The 20,840-nt window shown below is 38.7% G+C and carries 13 protein-coding genes; 9 read left to right on the forward strand and 4 right to left on the reverse strand.

The window, feature by feature from the left end; genetic code table 11:
- Position 1: 1 nt before the first annotated feature.
- The 9 genes from vgrG to Q8S11_RS09020 are packed head-to-tail and all read left to right on the forward strand — an operon-like array spanning position 2 to position 15,692.
- Positions 2–1,789 (forward strand): type VI secretion system tip protein VgrG, encoded by a 1,788-nt coding sequence (vgrG, locus tag Q8S11_RS08980; RefSeq protein WP_305661754.1) that lies wholly within the window; start codon positions 2–4, stop codon positions 1,787–1,789.
- Between the two features lies 1 nt (position 1,790).
- A complete protein-coding gene (locus Q8S11_RS08985) occupies positions 1,791–2,090 on the forward strand; it encodes a PAAR domain-containing protein (RefSeq protein ID WP_305661755.1) in 300 nt (99 codons plus the stop codon).
- Positions 2,091–2,092: 2 nt separating this feature from the next.
- A complete protein-coding gene (locus Q8S11_RS08990; protein ID WP_305661756.1) occupies positions 2,093–2,512 on the forward strand; it encodes a GPW/gp25 family protein in 420 nt (139 codons plus the stop codon).
- A 50-nt stretch (positions 2,513–2,562) separates the two neighbouring features.
- Positions 2,563–6,324, forward strand: coding sequence for a hypothetical protein (locus tag Q8S11_RS08995; protein ID WP_305661757.1), 3,762 nt, complete (start codon positions 2,563–2,565; stop codon positions 6,322–6,324).
- A gap of 4 nt (positions 6,325–6,328) precedes the next feature.
- Positions 6,329–7,102, forward strand: coding sequence for a hypothetical protein (locus Q8S11_RS09000; protein WP_305661758.1), 774 nt, complete (start codon positions 6,329–6,331; stop codon positions 7,100–7,102).
- 17 nt (positions 7,103–7,119) lie between these two features.
- Positions 7,120–9,984: a hypothetical protein gene (locus Q8S11_RS09005; protein ID WP_305661759.1), complete on the forward strand. Its 2,865-nt coding sequence runs from the start codon at positions 7,120–7,122 to the stop codon at positions 9,982–9,984.
- Between the two features lie 19 nt (positions 9,985–10,003).
- Complete coding sequence (locus Q8S11_RS09010) at positions 10,004–13,744, forward strand: contractile injection system tape measure protein (protein ID WP_305661760.1); 3,741 nt, start codon at positions 10,004–10,006, stop codon at positions 13,742–13,744.
- Positions 13,735–15,087, forward strand: a complete 1,353-nt coding sequence (locus Q8S11_RS09015) for an ATP-binding protein (protein ID WP_305661761.1) — start codon at positions 13,735–13,737, stop codon at positions 15,085–15,087. The genes Q8S11_RS09010 and Q8S11_RS09015 overlap by 10 nt, the downstream gene beginning before the upstream one ends.
- Positions 15,088–15,089: 2 nt before the next feature.
- Positions 15,090–15,692, forward strand: coding sequence for a trans-aconitate 2-methyltransferase (locus Q8S11_RS09020; RefSeq protein ID WP_305661762.1), 603 nt, complete (start codon positions 15,090–15,092; stop codon positions 15,690–15,692).
- Positions 15,693–15,706: 14 nt separating this feature from the next.
- Here Q8S11_RS09020 and Q8S11_RS09025 read toward each other — a convergent pair whose 3' ends face one another.
- The 4 genes from Q8S11_RS09025 to Q8S11_RS09040 form a co-directional block, all read right to left on the reverse strand.
- Complete coding sequence (locus Q8S11_RS09025) at positions 15,707–16,474, reverse strand: hypothetical protein (protein WP_305661763.1); 768 nt, start codon at positions 16,472–16,474, stop codon at positions 15,707–15,709.
- Positions 16,475–16,485: 11 nt separating this feature from the next.
- Positions 16,486–18,156 carry a DUF4157 domain-containing protein gene (locus Q8S11_RS09030; RefSeq protein WP_305661764.1) on the reverse strand — a complete coding sequence of 557 codons (1,671 nt, stop codon included), beginning with the start codon at positions 18,154–18,156 and terminating at the stop codon, positions 16,486–16,488.
- 5 nt (positions 18,157–18,161) lie between these two features.
- Positions 18,162–18,677 (reverse strand): hypothetical protein, encoded by a 516-nt coding sequence (locus Q8S11_RS09035; RefSeq protein WP_305661765.1) that lies wholly within the window; start codon positions 18,675–18,677, stop codon positions 18,162–18,164.
- Positions 18,678–18,707: 30 nt separating this feature from the next.
- Positions 18,708–20,840, reverse strand: a 2,133-nt coding sequence (locus tag Q8S11_RS09040) for a DUF4157 domain-containing protein (protein WP_305661766.1), incomplete at its 5' end; no start/stop codon positions are given.

Consider the following 20,840-nt stretch of genomic DNA (forward strand, 5'->3'; position numbering starts at 1 on the left):
TATGGCAATCCCTTCACCGGAAAAAACAGCTGGTCAGACCCTTACCTGCAGCATTACTGTGAACGGTACTGCATTGAATGATACCTATCCGATAGTATCGATCAGTACAATTTATGAGATAAATAAGATTCCATGCGCCGAAGTGGTACTGATTGACGGTGCGGTTGAAAAAGGAGATTTTGCAATTTCGGAAACATCCACCCTTATTCCAGGCAGTGAAATTTCGATAAGTGCGGGCTACGATTCAGTGAATGAACTGATCTTTAAAGGGGTTATTGTCAGGCATGCGATCAAAATCAGCAGTGACAGCAGTAGTAACCTGATTATTACCTGTAAACACAAGGCCGTGCAAATGACCTATAACCGGAATGATTCTATCTTTTCTAAAATGAAAGATTCAGATATTATCACTTCAATAATTAATACCTATAGTTTAACAGCAACTGTTGATGCATCAACAGTTGTGAATGATGTGATTTATCAGAAATCGGCTACCGACTGGGATTTTATTCTTTCCAGGGCAGAGTTTTGTGGTTTTATATTAAGTTATGATTTGGAGACGGTTAAAATAGGAAAACCTGTTTTGGATTCCACTCCTGTACTTTTATTGACTTTCGGTCAATCCATTATTTCGCTTGATGCAGAACTGGATGCCGAAAAACAAGCCGAAAGTATTGAAGCCGTAGGCTGGAGTCTTACAAATCATACAACAACGGTTTCTGCTGCATCAGAGCCAAGTATGAATGATCAAGGCAATATATCCGCCAAAAAATTATCGGGTGTTTTAAGCCAGAAAAAACTAACCTTAAATTCAGGTACACCCCTGGATGCTGCTAACCTCAAGGTTTGGGCAGATTCAAAGCTTTTACGAATGCGTCTGTCTGCCCTGAAGGGTTCCACTACATTTCAGGGAAGTGCAAAAGCAGTACCCGGAAAGATGATTCAGCTTGCAGGCCTTGGTGACCGTTTTAACGGAGATGCATTTATTTCTGCTGTTGAACATACCATTGATGATGGTTCATGGATTACCAGGGTGGAGTTTGGTCTTGATTCTAAACCTGTCTCAGAACTTCCTCAATTTTCGTATGCACCTTCTTTAGGGCAGTTTCCGGCAATTCATGGAATTCAGATTGGAATGGTTAAGAAATTAGACCAGGATCCACAGAGCCAGTTTCGCATAATGGTTACTATTCCGGGATTGGCAGACACCGAGGCGCTTTGGGCAAGAATGGCTCATCTTTACGCTAGCAATACCTCAGGTTTTTATTTTCTTCCGGAAATCGGAGATGAGGTAATTCTTGGTTTTATTGATGGAGATCCATCTCATCCGGTGATTCTGGGATCACTCTACAGCAGCAAAATTCCGGCAGCTTTTGCCATTGAGGCAAAGAATAATACCAAAGCCATTACCACCAGAACTAAGATGGAAATTAATTTTGATGAGGAGAAAAAGATCATTAAGATTTTTACTCCCGGCGGAAATAGTATTACATTAGATGATCAGGGTAAAGGAATTACGGTAAAAGACCAGAATAATAATACACTAAAGTTGAACTCATCGGGTATTGAAATGGAGAGTCCTAAAAATATAGTAATTAAAGCTAGCGGTAATATTACGCTGGATGCCACCGGAAAATTAGCCCTGAACTCAAAAGGGGATGTGGCCGTAGAAGGGTTAAATATAACTAATACTGCTCAGGTTGGCTTTACTGCCAAAGGTAATGCCTCTGCCGAGATATCTGCAGCAGGTCAGACAGTTGTAAAAGGTGCAATGGTTATGATAAATTAATATGCCTCCAGCAGCAAGATTAACAGATATGCATACCTGTCCGATGCTTACGCCCGGATTACCTCCAATTCCTCATGTTGGAGGACCTGTTATAGGGCCGGGTGTCCCGACAGTATTGATCGGTAAGATGCCGGCAGCCGTAATGGGAGATAATTGTGTTTGTGTTGGACCACCGGATGCTATAGTAAAAGGCTCTGCAACAGTAATGATCGGAAAAAAGCCTGCCGCCAGAATGGGTGATACCACCGCCCATGGGGGTACAATTGTTTTGGGTTGTCCAACAGTAATGATTGGGGGATAAATATGGAAGATGTAAAATCATTTTTAGGAACAGGCTGGAGTTTTCCTCCTGTATTTAATAAAACGGATCATTCGGTTTCAATGGTTTCCGATATCACTGATATTGAAGAAAGTATCAGGATTATCTTAAGTACAACACCCGGCGAAAGGACTATGCAACCTGAATTTGGTTGTGACCTCAAGCGGCTGGTATTCGAAAAGATTGATTCAACATTGATTGCCAGTCTGGACCACCTTATTTATCATGCTCTGCTGAATTATGAACCTAGAATTACTTTCCTTAGTACTGAGGTTTTAGAACAGAATGACCAGAATGGGCTTTTGCATATTAACATTCATTTCAAGGTAATTATCACTAATTCCAGGCATAATATTGTGTTCCCTTACTATTTAATTGAAGGAACAAATGTTTCATCTGTATAGGCTCTGTATAACAAATGGCTAATGATCAGTTACTTGATTTAATAGACGGAATGACTCAGGACGAAAGGCGTATTAAGGCGCTTGATCCGGGTTATGTAAAAATTGATGATCGTAAAATTTCTGATTTTTTAAAATTTATGTCTGATTTTGCCGGACAGGTTAATTTTTATAATGAAAAGGATAAGATTGACAGCGACTGGCAGGATTTTTTTACATCAGATAAGAGTATTCTAATCCTCCTGATTACCAAATTTGATCTGACAAGCCATCTGATTCAATTTGAGAAACTCGAAGCACAAATCCATATTGCATCTGGTGACAAAGAAGCCCTGGAAGCTCTCAGAAATTTATTTGCATTTCTGCATAAGATTATAGAAGTGTTTAATTCAACCTGTAAAAGGCTCGAATATGGAAACAATTTTGATAAAGTCAGCCTTGAGCTTGGCGGAATAATAAAAGGATTAAGTAAGGAAATATCTGAGATTATTGCATATAACAAACAGGCAGAAAGACATTTTGGTGAACCATTTGCCTTTCTCCATCCTGAAGAGCTGATCGACCTGAGTATTTCTGTGCCGGAGATCTTTTCTGAAGCCGAAGATATAAAACTCAGAATATTGCCTGCCTTGAGTTTTATCAAAGAAACTTTTACCAATCTCAGGTCAAAATACCATAATTTCCTTGCCGTAACTGCCTTTTATTATAAGGATTATGACATTTTAAAAAATGAATACCCACCGCATATTTCATTATGCATTACTTTTCTTAAGTTATTTGAACATCTTATTAATCAGATTAATAAGCTCAGTTCAGAACACCTTGATTTTTATTTTAAAAAAGTTCTGGAACTTCAGTTAAATACTGCCAGGCCAGATTCGGTTCATATAGTTTTTGATTCTTCATCACTCGACCGTGTTGTGCTTGAGAGAGGTGAACAATTACAGGCTGAAGTTGACTCAAATTTGCTCTTTTATGCCATAGATGAAGATATGGTGGTTACAAAGGCAAAAATCCCGGAAATAAGGACTTTAATTCTGGATGAGCATACCCAGGTAATTTCGCCAAATCCTGATGACCAGGATGTTAAAGAGATTGAGATTTATAAATCATCATATAAAAATATCCCGGCTGACCGGTTTTTTGAACAGCAATCAGGGATCAAACCCTGGCCTGTACTTGGGGAAAGCCAGTTTGAATTATCTGATGATGACCGAACGATGGAAGATACGGAAATTGGTATTTTACTCGCTTCACCGGTTCTTTACCAACCCGAGGGACATCGGTCTGTTTTATTGACTATCTACTTTGAACAGACATCTTTTACACAACTGATTCAATATTTTAAGAATTATGCCAATGTAACCGGGAAGCTGTTACAGACGGTTAGTTATGAACTTCTCTCTGATGCATTTGTAATCAGTTTTACTTCTTCTACCGCCTGGGTAGAGGTAAAAAGGTATACCGTAAAAATCAATTTGCAAGAGCGCAACTTTGAGATAAAGTTTGAGCTTTCACCTGTAGATAAAGGAATTGATATTTATAGAGCAGAAATTCATGGTGAAAACTATGAGGCTGAATGGCCGATAGTAAAACTGATTCTTAATAATTATTCGACTCATAATCCTTTCTCATTTTTCAGAAAACTATTGATTCACCGTGTTACAATTACCGCAAACGTAAGTGGTAGCAGAGCTGTAAAACTTCAAAATAATATCGGTAATCTAAGTGCAGATAATCCCTTTCATCCATTTGGTCCTCAGCCTGTTATAGGCTCTTATCTTGACATTAAGAATACCAATATTTTTAACAGGTATACCAGGGACTTTTGTATTAAAATGGAGTGGATAGACCTGCCAAGGGTTTCAGGTGGGTGGGCTACTTATTTAAAAGAATACCACGCAAATATTACTAATGATTCATTCAAGGTCAAACTGAGTGGATTATCCCAGGGTAAATTCAAACCTCCTTTATCAAAAAGGCAGGAATTTAATTTGTTTACCATGGATAGGGGGGATTTCGGTTCAGAAATATTATCTGAGGTTTCACAAATAAGGGATGTAGATTTAAAAAGGCTTGAATTACCCAATCGCCCGCTACTAAATAAAGAGGGTCTGGTTCCGGACGCCAATTTTACTGAAGGTGCTGTCAGACTTGAGTTTTCTGCTCCGGAAGAAGCATTTGGCTCAAAGCTCTATCCTCAGATCTTTCCGGAGACTGTATTGCATAACTCAAAACGCTTTTCTAAAAAGCGTCCATTGCCAAATCCGCCTAATATTCCTGTTGTAAGATCAATAACTGTTGATTATACCCTGGAACATTCAGAGGTGCTCATAAAAACAGCAAAAAATGAAGACTCAGGTATAAAGATTATCCATCAATACCCATTTGGTTATGAAAATGTCTATCCCGAAAGTGATAAACAACCCTATAATTTTATTCCTGATTTTGAATTTGAAAATAATCTGTACATCGGAATAGAAGATCTTTATCCAAAACAGGAACTAAGTCTCTTGTTCCAGCTTCAGGAAACGAATTTTTCTGATCATGCCAGCGAACCAGAACCAATTGTCTGGAGTTATTTATACGACAACTCATGGATAATTCTGAATAAGGGGGAGGTTTTATATGATACTACCAGTAATTTCATCAATACCGGAATTGTTAGGATCAGGATGCCGGAGGATGTACAAAACGGGAATACCAGAATCTTGCCAAACCTCTATTGGTTAAGGGCTTCATCCAGGGGGAAGTCTAGCATAAGGTCAAAAATGACAGGGGTTTATCCGCATGCACTTACAGCAACCCGTATCATTGATTATAATTCTCAGATCACAGATATTAGACTCCCACCAAATACGATCAAATCTTTCAGAAATAAACTTCCTGGAATAAATGGCATTAATCAGATATTCTCATCGTTTGGAGGAAGACCTGCTGAGACTATTGACCAATATTATATCAGAGTCAGTGAACGATTAAGGCATAAAAACAGAATGGTTACAAACAGGGATATTGAGCAAGCTATACTTGAGGAGTTTCCCCAGGTCCTGATGGCCAAAAGCATTTCCCCTGAATTATCTTTTACCAGATTCCATTCACCCGGAAACAGGAAAATCCGGGTAATTATAGTTCCAAAAGAAGCTAATGAGAGTTTTTTTACCAATAATCAGCCAAGGGTGAACCTAGCAGATCTGTATAAGATCAAAAAATTTGTTAAAGCGGGTATTTCCCCATTTGTTGATATAGAAATAGAAAATCCTGTTTATGAGAAGATAAAACTTATCGGAAAAGTTAAATTTGGTGGTAAACAATCCGGTGATATCGGACATTATATGCAAAAACTTAATGAAGATATAAGGAGGTATTTATGCCCCTGGTTATATGAATCCAGCTCATCATTTAAAATTGGCTCTCAAATTTATGTTTCTGAGCTATTAAATTATATCAAAAAACGCCCTTATGTTGACTATCTGACTGGTTTTTCAGTTCTTCATTTTTTTAACTGGAATAATGAACGAAATGGTGAAACACTTTCTGGCATGAATGATCTTGGTAGAAATAAGATGAACTTTTTAAGAGGATCAGTACCTGAAGCAGTTCTCATTCCTTCAGATGACCATATGTTTACAATTATGGATGAAGCAGAGTACTCAGATCCGGTAGAGATTGGGATCTCTAACCTTGCAATTTCACAAGAACTTATTGTTTATGACAAAGTACTATCCCCGGATTCTGAAGAAACCACGGCTTCTGCTCAGAATTTGGATGAAAACGAATATATTAACCTTTTTATAAGCCATAATATAAAATAAAGGTATGGGAAAAAAAAAGCAGTATCAAAGCCGGGAACAGCTTAAGGAGTTTTTCAGAAACGGTAAAGTCCCCTCTGAGAAGCATTATTCTGACTTGATCAATTCTATGGTTCATAAGGTTGATGATGGCTTTTCAAAAGACGAAATTGACGGATTAAGGATTTCTTCTACCGAAGAAGCAAAAAATTTGATTTCCTTCTACAAAGACCTGAATGAACAGGATCCTTTTTTTCTGATCGCCAAAGACGAACTTGATCCCACAAGTCTGGCATTGAAACCATTTGAAACCCCGGAAGGAATAAAAAATGACGTTGAAAACAGCTTTTTTTTCCATACCAACGGCAAACTTGGAATAGGCACAAAATGCAATGATGCCTTTAAAATTGAAGTTGATGGCTTTGTTGGTATGCAGGGCAGAATCGGGACTTATAATAGCGGTTCCAGGCCTGCAGATGGTAAATGGCATACCATTCTGGAGAAACTTGATCATTGTCAGGCTTTCGAGATCATGGCCAGAACCGGTAAAAAAGGAACCGGTAGATTTGCCTTGATGCGTGCTGTAGCATTAGGGGTTTACGGACCAAGAGGAAGTAAGGTTAAAAAGACTCAAACTTATTATGGTTTTTTCTGGAATAAATTAAATCTTCGTTGGACCGGTACAACGCATGATTACAATCTGGAAATAAGATCAAACAGCAATTATGGAGAGGATGTAGCTATTCATTATACCATTACCCGTTTATGGGACGATTTTCTATTTCTTGATCCAACTGAATAAAATCTCTTAGCTATTAAATGATCAAACCAGTTTCTATAGATAAAGCCTCTTCAAAGGAACCCTCAATGGACTTTGACTTTCTGAGGAAAAACGGAATTGAGTTAATTCAGCAACTTTCAGGTAAAAGCTGGACCGACTTTAACCTTCATGATCCCGGTTTAACCATTTTAGAGCAATTATGTTTTAGCATTACAGAACTTGCCTATAGAACTGACTTTCCACTTCAGGATCTTTTAGCAAATGAACATGGTAAAATCAATTACCATAAAAATGCATTTTTCATAAAGGAAGACATATTAACGACTAATCCGGTAACAATAAATGATTTTCGAAAAGTAATTATTGATGAGATAGAAGTTGTTAAAAATGTATGGTTATATCCAATCCGGTCTGCTTATTCAGATGGTACTTTAAGCGGTTTGTATAAAATAGTTGTTCAGGTAGATCCAAAAACAGCTGAAAAACTTTTGGTCGATAATAGCATTTCTACAAACATTGCAGAACAGGTTCGTAAATGCTTTGTAGCAAAGAGGAACCTTTGTGAGGATATCATTAATGAAATTATTATTCTTAAACCTGAGAAATTAGTTGTTGAAGCTGAGATAATGATTGAGCCTCACCGGCTTCCCGAAGAAATATTGGCCTATGTTTTTCACCATCTCGAAAATTCCCTTAACCCACCTGTAAAATATTACACAGAGGATGAACTTTTAAGCAGAGGTTTAAGTATTGACCAGATCTATAATGGACCCTTCTTAAATAATGGATTTATCCCTGAAAGTGAATTGCAGAACAGAAAAACCTCAATTGATCCAACTGAACTTATTAAGTCGGTATCACAGATTGAAGGAGTACTTTCAGTAAAAAATTTAAAAATTATTAAGGGGCAGCAAAGCAGTTATAACAAACCATTTAAAATTAATGAAAATGGATTTGCACTGCTTGATATAAAATCATCGGAAGAGCATATTAAACTGTTTAAAGATAATTTGGAATTAACAGTAAAAAGACCTGTGTTTCGATCTATCCTGCAGAAGGTTAGAGAATCTGATAAACGTGATTTTATTTCATCATTTTATGGCAATTCTTTTAGGGAGAGTATAGAAGGCAATTACCGGAATAATAAAGTTTATCACTCGATTCAAAACCAATTTCCCAAGGTTTATGGCATTGGCTATGAAGGTCTTGCCAATAATACGCCCAAATCCAGAAAAGCAAAGGCAAAGCAATTGAAAGGATATCTTCTTTTCTTTGAGCAAATTATGGCTAATTATTTGGCTCAGCTTTCAAATATAGGGGATACGCTATCCATTGATCTGAATCAATCTAAATCCAGTACTTATTACGGGAATCCATTAAATAGTGTTCCGGATGTTAAATACTTGTTAAGGTCATTCTCATCCAAGTATCCTGAAATGTCTGAACAGGACTGGGAGAATTTCAAGAAGGATGATAAAAACGGATATATTGAGGCGGTAAATGGTTCATTAGAAACTGACAAGACATTTGATGATAGGAAAAATCAACTTTTTGATCATCTTCTGGCAAGGTTTAATGAGTTTGTTACTCCATTCCCGGTTCAACTCTACACTACACTTTATGAAACTTATCTGAATGAAAACAGAATAAGTACTGAACTAAAGTGGAAATCATCTATTTTAAAGAATCTTCCAAAATTCAGTTCAGGTAGGTTCCGGGCATTTAATTATCTTAAACCGAAGAAAACTGCAGACCATTGGGATTTTGCTGCCAAAATGCGATTATTACTTTATATTCCTGATGAAAGTACAGGCAAAAAGTTGAGTGCTGTACTGGATGATGAAAATATTAGTGTTGATACAACCGCAGCTAAAGCGACTTTCACTTCAGCAACAAAAGTACGGCAATCTATTGAACCTACCTTTCAAAATGATATGCCTCAGGTTCTGATGAATAGAACTGAGATCAGCTCCCTTTTTAATGAGGGAAACGTAATAGGAAATGATAAGGTTCCCAATGATGCATTTCTGATTCAGAACCAGGAATTGAGTATCCTTAAACATGCATTGGATATCAAAAATTTCAGAATCGGCCCTGATCCCGCAAAAGATGGTGCCTATGTCATACTTTATAAGTCACCTGCTGAGGTAAAATGGACCTTGATTAGTCGCTTATCGAATCATGCAGATGCAATGAAAGCATTAAAGAACCTTATTGATTATATTAAAAAAGTCAATATCGGGTCGGAAGGATTTTATCTGCTCGAGCATATTTTGCTTCGGCCTGATATGGATTCGAAAGTATTCGGCTTCAAATTTATTGCCAGAAATGGACAGAATTTAATGGAACAAAGTAAATGGATGACATTTCAGGAACGTGAAGACGTCATGGCATCTTTAATCGAACTTTTATCAGAAGAAGCTGAAATAAATGCAGAAAAACTTGCACCATTTTGTAAGGTAAACCTGTATGCTGGGGTCGCTGATCTTCCAGAGTCTTATAGCAAAGAACATCCTGAGCAGGAAGATCAAAATTTGTTTAATTATTTTAAGATCTACGCAAGACAGAAGGAGAAATTTCTTTCCAGATTTCAAATGGTAGTGAAAGGTGAGGATCACCTGATGATAAGGGAAGATTTTTTCAGACTCAATATGAGTGTCATCTTTCCTTCCTGGCCTGCCCGTTTTCAGGATAAAAGCTTTAGGGATTCTGCCGAAAACCTGTTTCGTTTAAATGCACCGGCCCATGTGAAGATAAATTTTATCTGGATGGGCTTAAGCCGGATGAAAAGATTTGAAGCATGGTATTCTGATTGGAAGCGATTCACGGCAGAACAGATAGATCCGGATACCAGGGAGGTGCTCAGGAATGCATTGGTTCATATGCTTTATCAAATTAAATAATATTCAATTCTGATTGAATATGGATAAGTATCCTAATATTATCGGCCGACAGATCTTTGATATAGATTTTTCCTCAAAGGAAGAAAGCCATGTACTTCAGGATAAAATAAGCTTAATCTTTAATACCCGCCTGCTGGATGAGATGGATAGTTTATTCAACAGGATCCTTCCATCAAACAGAATAATTAAACTCGATACCTTAAGTATTGATATTGGAGATATCGGCTTTGATTCCCTGGAATCTGAATTACCCAACCTGTTTATTCAAAAACTCGAACAAGAGCTAATGCTTATTCTTCTGCATGATAATGCAGCCTTGGATGATATTACAGGCGATATTTTTACGAATGATAAAAAAGGCAATTATCTGCAATTGTTGGAGTTTTTTCTACTTAAAGGTTCATTTCCATGGTGGGTATCCGGTACAGACGGCCCCGGCATCCCGGAGGTACTGGATTTTTTGCTTTCAAATTCATCCCTGAAATTAAAAGAATTAATACTGCGCATCGGACAAAATGCTTATACCAGAAAGCGTTTGGTTTATCAGTTTTCTGAGCAGCAAATAAAATACATCATAATTATTCTGGAGCCGGCTGAAGCTGAATTTATCTTTGACTATCAGCAGAATATTGTTCAGGTTCAAAGGGAAGTAATCCTGGTTAAAAATGAAGAGAGTGATTTTAAAAGGGCAGTTTGGGAACTAATACTAAGTTTCCTGATCGTTGATAGAGGCTCACATTTTAACAGAAAAGAATTTGTAAGAAGTATGCTTATTGGTATGGCTGCCCATTTCAATATCGATTTCAGTGAATTGCTGGCCCTGTTTGCAGCCGGGCTTAAATCCACTTCCTATGAGCTAAGGAACACGGATTCATTACAGAGTATTATTCTTGAATTATTTGTGGATGACGAGCCTGCGGCGGAGATCGAATCATTAAAACCCGAAAAAGGCACTGAAAAAAAATTGCCCAAACTATCACGTGATCTTGATCTGATCAGATATTTTTTGACTTTCGGAAGTTTTCCATGGTGGTCTTCCTATCCTGATCAGCAATCATTGAATCTGCTTTTAACCGGTATGATTCACAATCAACCTAAAACAATGGCTTTAATTTTTCGGAATATTGGCCAGCAACAATTCAGCAGGAAGCTAATTGTAAGAACCTTTAGTGAAGAAATTTTAATTTCAATTGTGAATCTTTTAGAACCCGGGCATGTTGAATTCGTCTCCGATTATATCGCTGAAGCTAAAGATATTAATAAGAGGGATTCAAAACTCAAGGTTCAAGGCCAGGATCTTGCTGAAGCTGTATGGGAATTTGTTTTGGAGTATTTATTGGTAGACAGGGGCTCAGAATTTAACCGGCAAATGTTTCTCGAGAATAATATCCGGAATCTGGCTAATCGGTTTAATGTTAATTATAGTGATATACTGACATTTCTTGTTCAAAGTATTGGGCAGAAGCACCATGGCAGTGCAAGACATATTTCCCTGATACGCGACTTAAGTGCGCTGTTTAGCATTCGGGAAAAAGAGTTGATATCCAAATTCCCCGGAAATGGGGCCATTGAAATTAATACTCGTATTCCGGAGCTTATACAATCCAAAAATCTACAAAATGTATTGTATTACTGGCTAAAATTTGGCCATTTCCCATGGTGGGCAGGTAAATTCGCACAATCAAGTGCATCTGAATTATTAGAACAATTAATCGTCGAATCACCTGCTGATGCTCTTCTGTTTTTTAAGTTCAGTGGTCAAAGTTCAATCGGCCGAAGAAGAATACTAAATCAGGTTTCCAATGCAATATTGATTAAGCTGTTTCGTGGTTTAAAAGATGGGAATAAAGCCATCAGATATATGGACAGTGCTATGCTATTGTTTTCTGGCAGTCCAATGTTTCGTTCATTCGAAGGTAAAATGCTGGAAAAGATTGCTTTTTCCTCACTTTGGGATATGTATATCGGGATGTCTTATAAAAGTTTTAAATCCATAGATTTTCTCAAATCACTTATCATTAACCTGTCTTTATCTTCAGGTAATCCGGTAAGCCACATATTTTCATACCTGAATTCTTTAGTACTTGATAAACAAATCAGAACTCAGTTAAATAAAGTTTTTCGGAATATTGGGACTAATGGGATCCATTCTGACATGCTATTTTACGGCATACAATTACCATTATGGGATGAGTTTCCTGATATTGAGCATATAATAACTGAAAAGTTAAAATCTGATAGCTTAAATCAGGATATGATTCTGGGCGACAAAGTGTTTGATGAGGCGACTTATCTTTTACGTTATTTTCTTCAGTATAATAAATTACCCGAAAGTTATAAACTGAGCTCAAGTAATTCAGTCAATTCATTTTTAAAGCAACTGCTTCTTTTTCTGCAAAAAAACAGATCATCCGACCTGGATGCAATCCTTAATTCTGAGAAATATGCAGCTGAAAATCTATTCCTCCTTCACGAGATTTTCAGACAATCAGATTCTATTGAAGAGAGCAGAATGAAGAATCTTTTGTTAAAAAATTTAGACAAGAATATCCTTTTATTTATCAGGCAAAAGGGGGGGCTAAGTCGGACTGAGAAAAGTCTCATTCAATTTATTGAGAAATTTACAAGTAGTCCTTTTTTGGGGAATAATAACAATATTTTTAAATTATTATTGAAATTTCCATCTGTATCCGGTCATTTTGCCCATTTTTTTAAAGACCCATTGCTTTATGAATTGCTTGATTATGAAAGGGATAAAGGCTTGCAGTTGCCATCGGGTATCCAGAGTCTGAATGATAGCTTATCCGGCTTATTTAATGACAGACTCGACAAGGAAAGGTTTGAACTTATTATCCGTAAATACAACCTATTAATACTGGGTGGAATAATTGAAGTTGGAAATATTGATTCCTACTTGAAGCTTCTTTTAGATTTTCTTGCAGAGAGTAATTATCAGTTAATGCTTAAAATTACTTCTTCCATTAGCAGATCACTGAACTTGAGCGATGAATCAAATCTTTTGATAATCAGACAAATTCCTGAAATAGATAAGCTTGTCTCTGAGTACAAAAAAATGGAAGAAATGAAAGGTGAACTGACAGAAACCTTTGAAGTTGCAGAGAGATCCTTGTTTGATGATATATTAAATACAGATGCCAATGAACTGAGAGAAAGCGAACAGAGGCAACTTAAAGAGGAATTACAGGAGCAGCAACAAATAGCACAAAAAAAATCTACAGAAAAACTCTTTTCTGATAAGGATTCCATTTATATTCATAATGCAGGTCTGGTTATCCTTCATCCCTTTTTGACTACATATTTTACCCGACTTAATATGTTTGAGAAGGGAGATTTCAAGACAGAGGAATACAGGCAAAGGGCAGTTCATTTGCTTCAGTTTCTGGCCTATGGTACAGAAAGCAATGAAGAGCATGAATTGGTTTTAAACAAAATACTTTGTAATATTCCCATTGATGAACCTGTTAGTGCCGGAATAGTTTTGACAGAGGTAGAGAGGGCTGTTTCAGGGGAACTTCTCAATGCGATACTGACACAATGGGACAAACTTAAAAACACTTCACCAGAGAGTTTTCAGGCTTCATTTCTGCAAAGGGATGGTGCTTTATCAAGGATTGAAGATAACTGGAATCTAAAGGTAGAGACCCGGGGTTATGATGTATTATTGAATACATTGCCATGGGGATTGGGAATGATCAAAACACCATGGATGACTGAATTTATATATGTAGAATGGATTTAAAGCCTTTAAAAGCCAATGCTGATGTATTATCCAGGGAAATGCAATGGCTCGCACTTGTTATAGACACGCGAATGAAATTGTATTTTTCCCAGGATTCTGATTATAATGAAATTTATGAATTACCGGCACCTGTGCTGGAATCAAATGATTCGGTTTATGCCAGTGTGGTGAATTATTATAATATGACTTTCAATGAGCGTATTATACTTTCTTTGGCCCTTGCGCCTCATATTCAGCCTCATTTACTGGATATTTTTTTTATAAAAAACTCCACCTATGATCGTGGCTTCACTGAAGTAGGGGGCATTAAGGGTCAGAATCATGGAGGGTTTATTCCTACCGGAGAGACCGCAGCATTTATCATTGCCGGGCTTGATCTTGAAAAGAGATTTAACCTGATCAATATTTTTGGTGAAGATCATTTCTTCAGAAAATTTAAAATCCTAGATCTGGTTCATACACAGCCACATGAACCTTTTTTAAGTGGGGTGATTACTGTCTCACCAGAATTCTTAAGCTATTTTACAAGTGGCGTTTCCCACAAACCTGATTACGGGATTAATTTTCCCGCAAAATTGATTACAACAAACCTTGACTGGAGCGATCTTGTGCTCGAAGAGAATATTTTGGAGGAGGTTAATGAGATAAAAGACTGGATTGAATACGGGCATACCCTGATGAATGACTGGGGGATGAGCAAGAAGTTCAAGCCTGGTTTTCGGACTTTATTCTATGGCCCTCCGGGTACCGGTAAAACACTGACTGCCAGTCTTCTGGGTAAATCATCAGGTTTAGATGTCTATCGTATCGATCTTTCAATGGTGGTATCCAAGTTTATCGGTGAAACCGAAAAAAACCTCGCCAATGTATTTGATCAGGCTGAAAATAAAAATTGGATTCTGTTTTTTGATGAAGCCGATGCCTTATTTGGTAAGCGAACCCAAACCAGCAGCTCCAATGACCGGCATGCCAATCAGGAGGTTTCCTATCTTTTACAAAGAGTTGAAGACTTTCCGGGTGTAGTAATTCTGGCAACTAACCTCAAAGCGAATCTTGATGATGCTTTTTCACGCCGTTTTCAGTCTATGATCTATTTTCCGATGCCAGGCCCCGAGCAACGTAAACGGCTCTGGAATCAGGCTTTTTCAACACAATGTACCCTTGAAGAGGCTTGTAATCTCGAGGAGATAGCCAAAAAGTATGAGATGGCTGGTGGGGCAATTATTAACGTAAGCAGATATAGTTCCATGAAGGCCTTAAAACGGGGAACAAATGTAATTTTAAGGAAAGATATCATAGAAGGGATCCGCAAAGAATTCGGAAAAGAAGGTAAACTCGTTTAGCAATGGATTTTGTCGACAGATCGATTATTTACCGCTTTCACCATGAACGAATTGAGATGTTCGGGTCGGGGACAAGCGGAGCTCTTGGATGGAAATCAGATGAGAGCCAAACCGTTCGGTTTGAAATTTTATCCCAGATAGGGGATATGACCGGACTTTCAGTTCTTGATCTGGGTTGCGGCCATGGCGATCTTTATGCATATCTCAAAAGAAAATATTCTGACTTTCGCTATGCTGGTATTGATCAGATGGAAGAGTTATTGGATGTGGCAACATCTAGGTATGGTTCGCAACCTGATACCACCTTCTATCTCGGAGACTGCTGGTCGGCAGATCTGCCGAATATGGATTATGTTTTAGCCTCTGGTTTATTCGCCTATAAAAACAGCGAAACTGATTTTATATTCAGGATGATCGGCCGCTTATTTGCATCCTGCCGGCTAGGTACTGGTTTTAATTTGCTTAAGAATGTCAATGATTCTGAGGGGATACTGGTCAATTATGACCCACAGGAGATTCTTGACTATTGCCGTCAATTAAGCCCTAAAATTGTGTTAAGGGAAGGTTATGCTGAAGATGACTTTACGATTTTTATGTATCAATAGCCGAAGAAATCATTCTATCGATTTCGGTTAATTATTGGCCTTTGCCCGCTCATGATAATGGAGGCAATAGCATGTACAAATCTTCCCTGTTTATCCTTTTCCCAAGCCGCCCAGGCTAGCATTGAACGTGCCGCCTGAAAATAGATTAGTCCTTCAAGGGTTTTATCAGGCTCAGGGAAATCACCAATAAATTGTAGTTTTTTTTCAATTTCCACACTGTCATCGATTACCGGGCCCAGCATACCATTTGTAACCCGCCAGGTAGAATATGCCCAGTTAGATGGTGTCAGCCATACCGGAGGGATTTCGGGTATTATGACTGGTTTACCATTAAATTTTAGAATTAATTCAGGGCCGAATCCGTCAACATAATGTTCCATTTTCATGGATTTCATCTTAGTTTCATCAAGATCAAAGTGTTCCCTGAGATAGCTGACGTATGAAGAAAATAGCTCTATAATATCAGGGTTCAGTTCGGGGTACAAGCGTTTTGCTTCCTTATCGAGGCCATTGCTAATTGCAGGATGCAAGCCCTGGTCAGGCAATCCTGATATAGTTTTCGTCAGAACTTCAGCAAGCTCATCGGGGCAGGGTACTTGTATGCGTTCCAGACTGCCCTCATTTAAAGGCCGCCAGATCCGGGTTCCATCGGTTTTTGTCAGTTCAAGTTTCCAGTCTTTATCTGAATGAGCCCGGGTACTTAATGTGTTTCCCATAGCCAAAATGGCAGGGCCTGAATTATCATTTCCGTAAGCAATTTGTGTTCCTGACCAAAGTCTCATATTTTATATCTTTAAGAATCGGATGATTCGCGGGAACCGCGACCCAGTAAAGGTGCAGTATCACTCATGTCCTCAGCAACAGAGAATTCACTTGCATCCTGGCCGTCAAGTAATAATTTGAAATCGGCGAGTGTAGGAATTATATCACTTATAGTTACACCAGCTTTTTGTATGCTGCGGGTTCTTTCATATTCCCATTTAGCAAATTCCTTTCTGAGTAGTGTAAATTTCTTTTCCTTACTGAATTGTAGAAGCTTGGCTTTGATGTAGGCACCAGCATTACCTACAAGGGATGCATTCGATTTTAATTTTATCTCTAGAGTGGAAGCCGCCCAGGCCTTCATAGCATCCTTAGTTATTTCACCCTTAATTGAACCTTCTACATTAAATTCGGAAGCTGCACCGGCAAATAATCCACCTTCAATACCTCCAAGGTTTGCAACACCTACCCCCGCTCCAACATGAACATCTACATTCATTTTGGCAGAACCATTAGCAGTTGAATTAACAGTTACTTTCTGACCCGACCCGCTGGCTTCAATAGCATAATCACCTGCAACACCCAGATTGAAATTCACTCCGACATCAAGACCAACAGTTACATACGCCGGGACCGGTGAAGGGAGAGGAAAGTCAAATGAGAGGTTTACTTTTGGAGTAGAGAAATCAATGGATTTCTCAATAGATCCGCTTAATTCAGCACTGTCTTTTCCGATCTTAAGCTCCTGTCCGAACAACGGAATAGAAACATTTGCCGGTTCAGCATCTTCAGCACCTTCTTCCGGTTTTGTAAACCTTGTCTGGCTGATCCATAAATCTTCCGAATCATTTAATAATGCATCGGGGTTATTCCACAGGATACTTGCATCCCCCGAAGTTATTTTTACTAAAGTTCTTGAACCGGCAACATAGGTACTGCCTTCGTCAATATCTATTTCACTTCCTTTGGCAATATGTCCTACTGCTGCTCCATTGCCGTTATAGATTCTTGTTTTACCAAACGTTACACCAATGATCTTTACCTTTGTCAATTGAACAGGGTTTGTAGGGAAATTATCCAGGGAGCTGTGTTTAGCTTGTATAGCATTATGGTTATCAGCAAAATTCAGGGCTTTCATACCCATTATGTCCGCTTCCTGCTCAAGTCCGGCATCATCATTTACCCCAACACCCTGCTTCATCTGTATCGTGGGCTTTACCCGGCCCTGTTTCTGTTGAACCACATGCCAGGCTTCATGCGGAAGGTGCTTTTCCTGTCCGGGTGCAACATGAATATTTGTGCCCTGCGCATAGGCAAGAGCATTTAACTGGGCTGGCTGAGCTGAATTATAGTGAACATTAACATCACTCATATCATAACCAGACATATTTTCTATCCCTGATTTTAATTGATCGGGCAAGCCGGTTTGGTTTCCCTTTTTTTGTATGGGTTTTGTTGCCGCCGGATTAGGATTATTCTGCTGTGATGATCCTCCATTGGAATTATCAACAGAGCCATCACCTTCTGAATTTGCTCCGGACTTTAACTGGTGGGTGACATTTTCTTCTGTAACATCATTTGTTTCAGAGGTATATAATGGAACTGCCGGAAATGATTTGGCACCTGCCGAAACGTTATTGGCCACAGAACGGGTCTGGATTGCCGTTTGCCTGCTTGAGGATAAATCTTTTGTTTCCGACATTTAAATTAATCTTTATGTATACCTAATTCTTTAAATACGTCATTGAGCAATAAAGTTCCATTACTAACCTGAATGATTATGTCTCTGAAACTCATCAATGAATTTAGGTATAAAGTAAAAATTTCAATGAAAGAACCTTCCTTTGGTATTTCAAAACGAGCTGCAGGGAAGATATACTTAAAACCAAGTTCTGCCTGTTCATTCAAAAAGAAAGTACCCACAGGGCACCTGTCATTCAGTTCATTGAGTAAGACCAGAATATCGTTTTTCTGTTTGGCCGGTACTGCCTCAACCAGAAGGGAGTACAACTGGAATAACCTGATCTCCTGAAAATGATCTTCAGGCAATGGAACATACATAATATTTACTGAGACCTGTTCGCTGGTAACAGCAACAAGTATGTTAAAAGGAAGATCTTTAGTGGCTTCCATTAAAGTGGAAGGTACCGGGATCTTCGCCAGGTAGTCTTTCAATTCGTATAAAACCTGTTGATCTTTCAGGTTTAAAAAATCATTATTCATTTTCTTTTGTTTTTATTCCGGATTTTCAATTTATCTTCCGGCTTTCATTGATGATACAATATGGCCAACCTGATTGTTTACACTGGTATCATCTCCGTAATCTGTAGCGTATACTGTATTAAGGTTAACTCCGGTAGACTTAAGTAATTGTTCACAACGATCAACTTTTGGCTTTTGAGCTGCTACAACAGGCTGCGGTATACTGTTAAAGAACTCGTATATGGTCTTTGTATGGTTTACATACTCTTTATGCTTATTTTTACTTGAGCGGTTAGTGTCTCCGCCCAGAACCCCCTTGTCGCGGGCAAGTCCCTGAATAAATTTGCCAGCAGATTGTGCAGCACCTATAGCTGCCGATGCCCCTAAAAGCACGCCCGCTGTAATACCTCCATCAGCAGGGAAGAACTTCGCGATTTCTCCTGCCATGCCCAATAGGTTTGTAAAGATGTTTCTGGCACCCTGAACCTTTCTTTTTTGATTAATCTCCTGCATTTTACTGCCAAGTTCATAATATTTGATCGCAGATAAAAGTACATTGATGTCTACAGTTGAAGGAATATTATGGATTCTTCTGAAATTGTTAGCTCTACTTGTCTTTTGTTCAGAAGAAATGTCAGGGTCAGTAATGGAAGCCAGTGTTTCATATAAACCCGGTTTTAAACGCAGGTAGGTTATCCGGTTGCCAAATTTACCTCGTTTTTCATTCGCAAAGAGGGAAGGGGCAGAAGTTTCAGGACTTCCACCCAATAATTTAACGAGCTCAGAACGGAACTCACCCGAAACGCTTGTCATTTCAGATTCAGCACTATATGCATTATAGCCAGTGTATGCATTTTTGATGACTTCACAGGCTGCTATCGCTATACCCAAACCTGGTATTAGGGAAACAATAGCAGGCGGAACAGATCCGCTCACAAATTTCTGAATACTCATTGCAGCTTCACAGCCTGCTTTCAGTGCTGAAAGTATGGCTATTGCTGTTTCACCACCACCAACCAGATTACTTTCTTTACCCTTTGCCGTATCATAGCCCTTTTTTATCGCCATAACACTCTTTACAAGAACCCCGATAGAGCTGCCTATACCTGAGGTGATATCTCCTGCAGCTCCTGCAATATCGGGCTTGCCTTCTCCTTTTATTGCATTAGTGGCCGAGCCTGAAACCCCAGTCAGAGAACCTGATATTCCACCAATGGCTGTTGCGGTACCCACATTGTCTGAACCAGCTTCCAATGATTTCCAGTTCACTTTCGAAAGTACTGCACCTGCATTGCTGATCATACTAATAACAGGAGCATTCATTCGCTGGTATTTGTCATCCTCTGATTCAATATCCAGACTACGGCTGGCCCTGCCTCGCGTAAGTTCGTTCTTTTGGATAACCTTGCGCTGTGCAATTCCTTTACCGGGAATGTAAGCTTCCTTATATTTCATCTGGGCAGCAGGGCTGTTATGTAGCTCATTTCCCACTGTCTGGGCTTTAGCGCCCATTACATCCGCTTCTGTTTCAAGCCCCTCATCATCATTAACAAGTACACCAGCTTTCATTTGCAGGGTTGGTTTTACCCTTCCCTGTTTTTGCTGTGCTACATGCCAGGCCTCATGAGGTAAATGCTTCTCCTGACCAGGGGCAATGTGAATATCTGTTCCCTGTGCATAGGCATGGGCCTGTAACTGGGCAGGTTTTGCAGAATTATAATGAACTTTAACATCGTCCATCGAATATCCCGAAAGACTCTCAATGCCTGATTTAAGATTATCAGGCAAACCAATTTGATTAGTACCCTTAGGTGCTTCTTCTCTTTGTATGATATTTTGGACTGCAAGACTTGTGTTTTTTAGTTGAACAGTTGCTTTCTTAACAGATCTTAGCTGCATAGGATCCTCTTCGTCACCCACCCTCTGTATGGTATCAAACTTTCCCTGTAAAGGTTCTTCTTCTTCTACTTTTTGTAGGGTATCAAACTTTCCCTGCAAAGGCTCTTCCTCTTCAACTTTTTGTATAGTATCAAACTTTCCCTGCAAAGGCTCTTCTTCCTCAATTTTTTGTATGGTGTCAAACTTTCCCTGCAAAGGTTCTTCTTCCTCTACTTTTTGTATGGTATCAAATTTTCCCTGCAAAGGTTCTTCTTCCTCTACTTTTTGTATGGTATCAAATTTTCC

Source organism: Daejeonella sp., assembly GCF_030695525.1.
Lineage (GTDB): Bacteria > Bacteroidota > Bacteroidia > Sphingobacteriales > Sphingobacteriaceae > Daejeonella.

Bases quoted from the DNA above. Each gene is read 5' to 3' on its own strand.
- vgrG (WP_305661754.1), top strand. From the start codon at position 2: ATGGCAATCCCTTCACCGGAAAAAACAGCTGGTCAGACCCTTACCTGC.
- Q8S11_RS08985 (WP_305661755.1), top strand. From the start codon at position 1,791: ATGCCTCCAGCAGCAAGATTAACAGATATGCATACCTGTCCGATGCTT.
- Q8S11_RS08990 (WP_305661756.1), top strand. From the start codon at position 2,093: ATGGAAGATGTAAAATCATTTTTAGGAACAGGCTGGAGTTTTCCTCCT.
- Q8S11_RS08995 (WP_305661757.1), top strand. From the start codon at position 2,563: ATGACTCAGGACGAAAGGCGTATTAAGGCGCTTGATCCGGGTTATGTA.
- Q8S11_RS09000 (WP_305661758.1), top strand. From the start codon at position 6,329: ATGGGAAAAAAAAAGCAGTATCAAAGCCGGGAACAGCTTAAGGAGTTT.
- Q8S11_RS09005 (WP_305661759.1), top strand. From the start codon at position 7,120: ATGATCAAACCAGTTTCTATAGATAAAGCCTCTTCAAAGGAACCCTCA.
- Q8S11_RS09010 (WP_305661760.1), top strand. From the start codon at position 10,004: ATGGATAAGTATCCTAATATTATCGGCCGACAGATCTTTGATATAGAT.
- Q8S11_RS09015 (WP_305661761.1), top strand. From the start codon at position 13,735: ATGGATTTAAAGCCTTTAAAAGCCAATGCTGATGTATTATCCAGGGAA.
- Q8S11_RS09020 (WP_305661762.1), top strand. From the start codon at position 15,090: ATGGATTTTGTCGACAGATCGATTATTTACCGCTTTCACCATGAACGA.
- Q8S11_RS09025 (WP_305661763.1), bottom strand. From the start codon at position 16,474: ATGAGACTTTGGTCAGGAACACAAATTGCTTACGGAAATGATAATTCA.
- Q8S11_RS09030 (WP_305661764.1), bottom strand. From the start codon at position 18,156: ATGTCGGAAACAAAAGATTTATCCTCAAGCAGGCAAACGGCAATCCAG.
- Q8S11_RS09035 (WP_305661765.1), bottom strand. From the start codon at position 18,677: ATGAATAATGATTTTTTAAACCTGAAAGATCAACAGGTTTTATACGAA.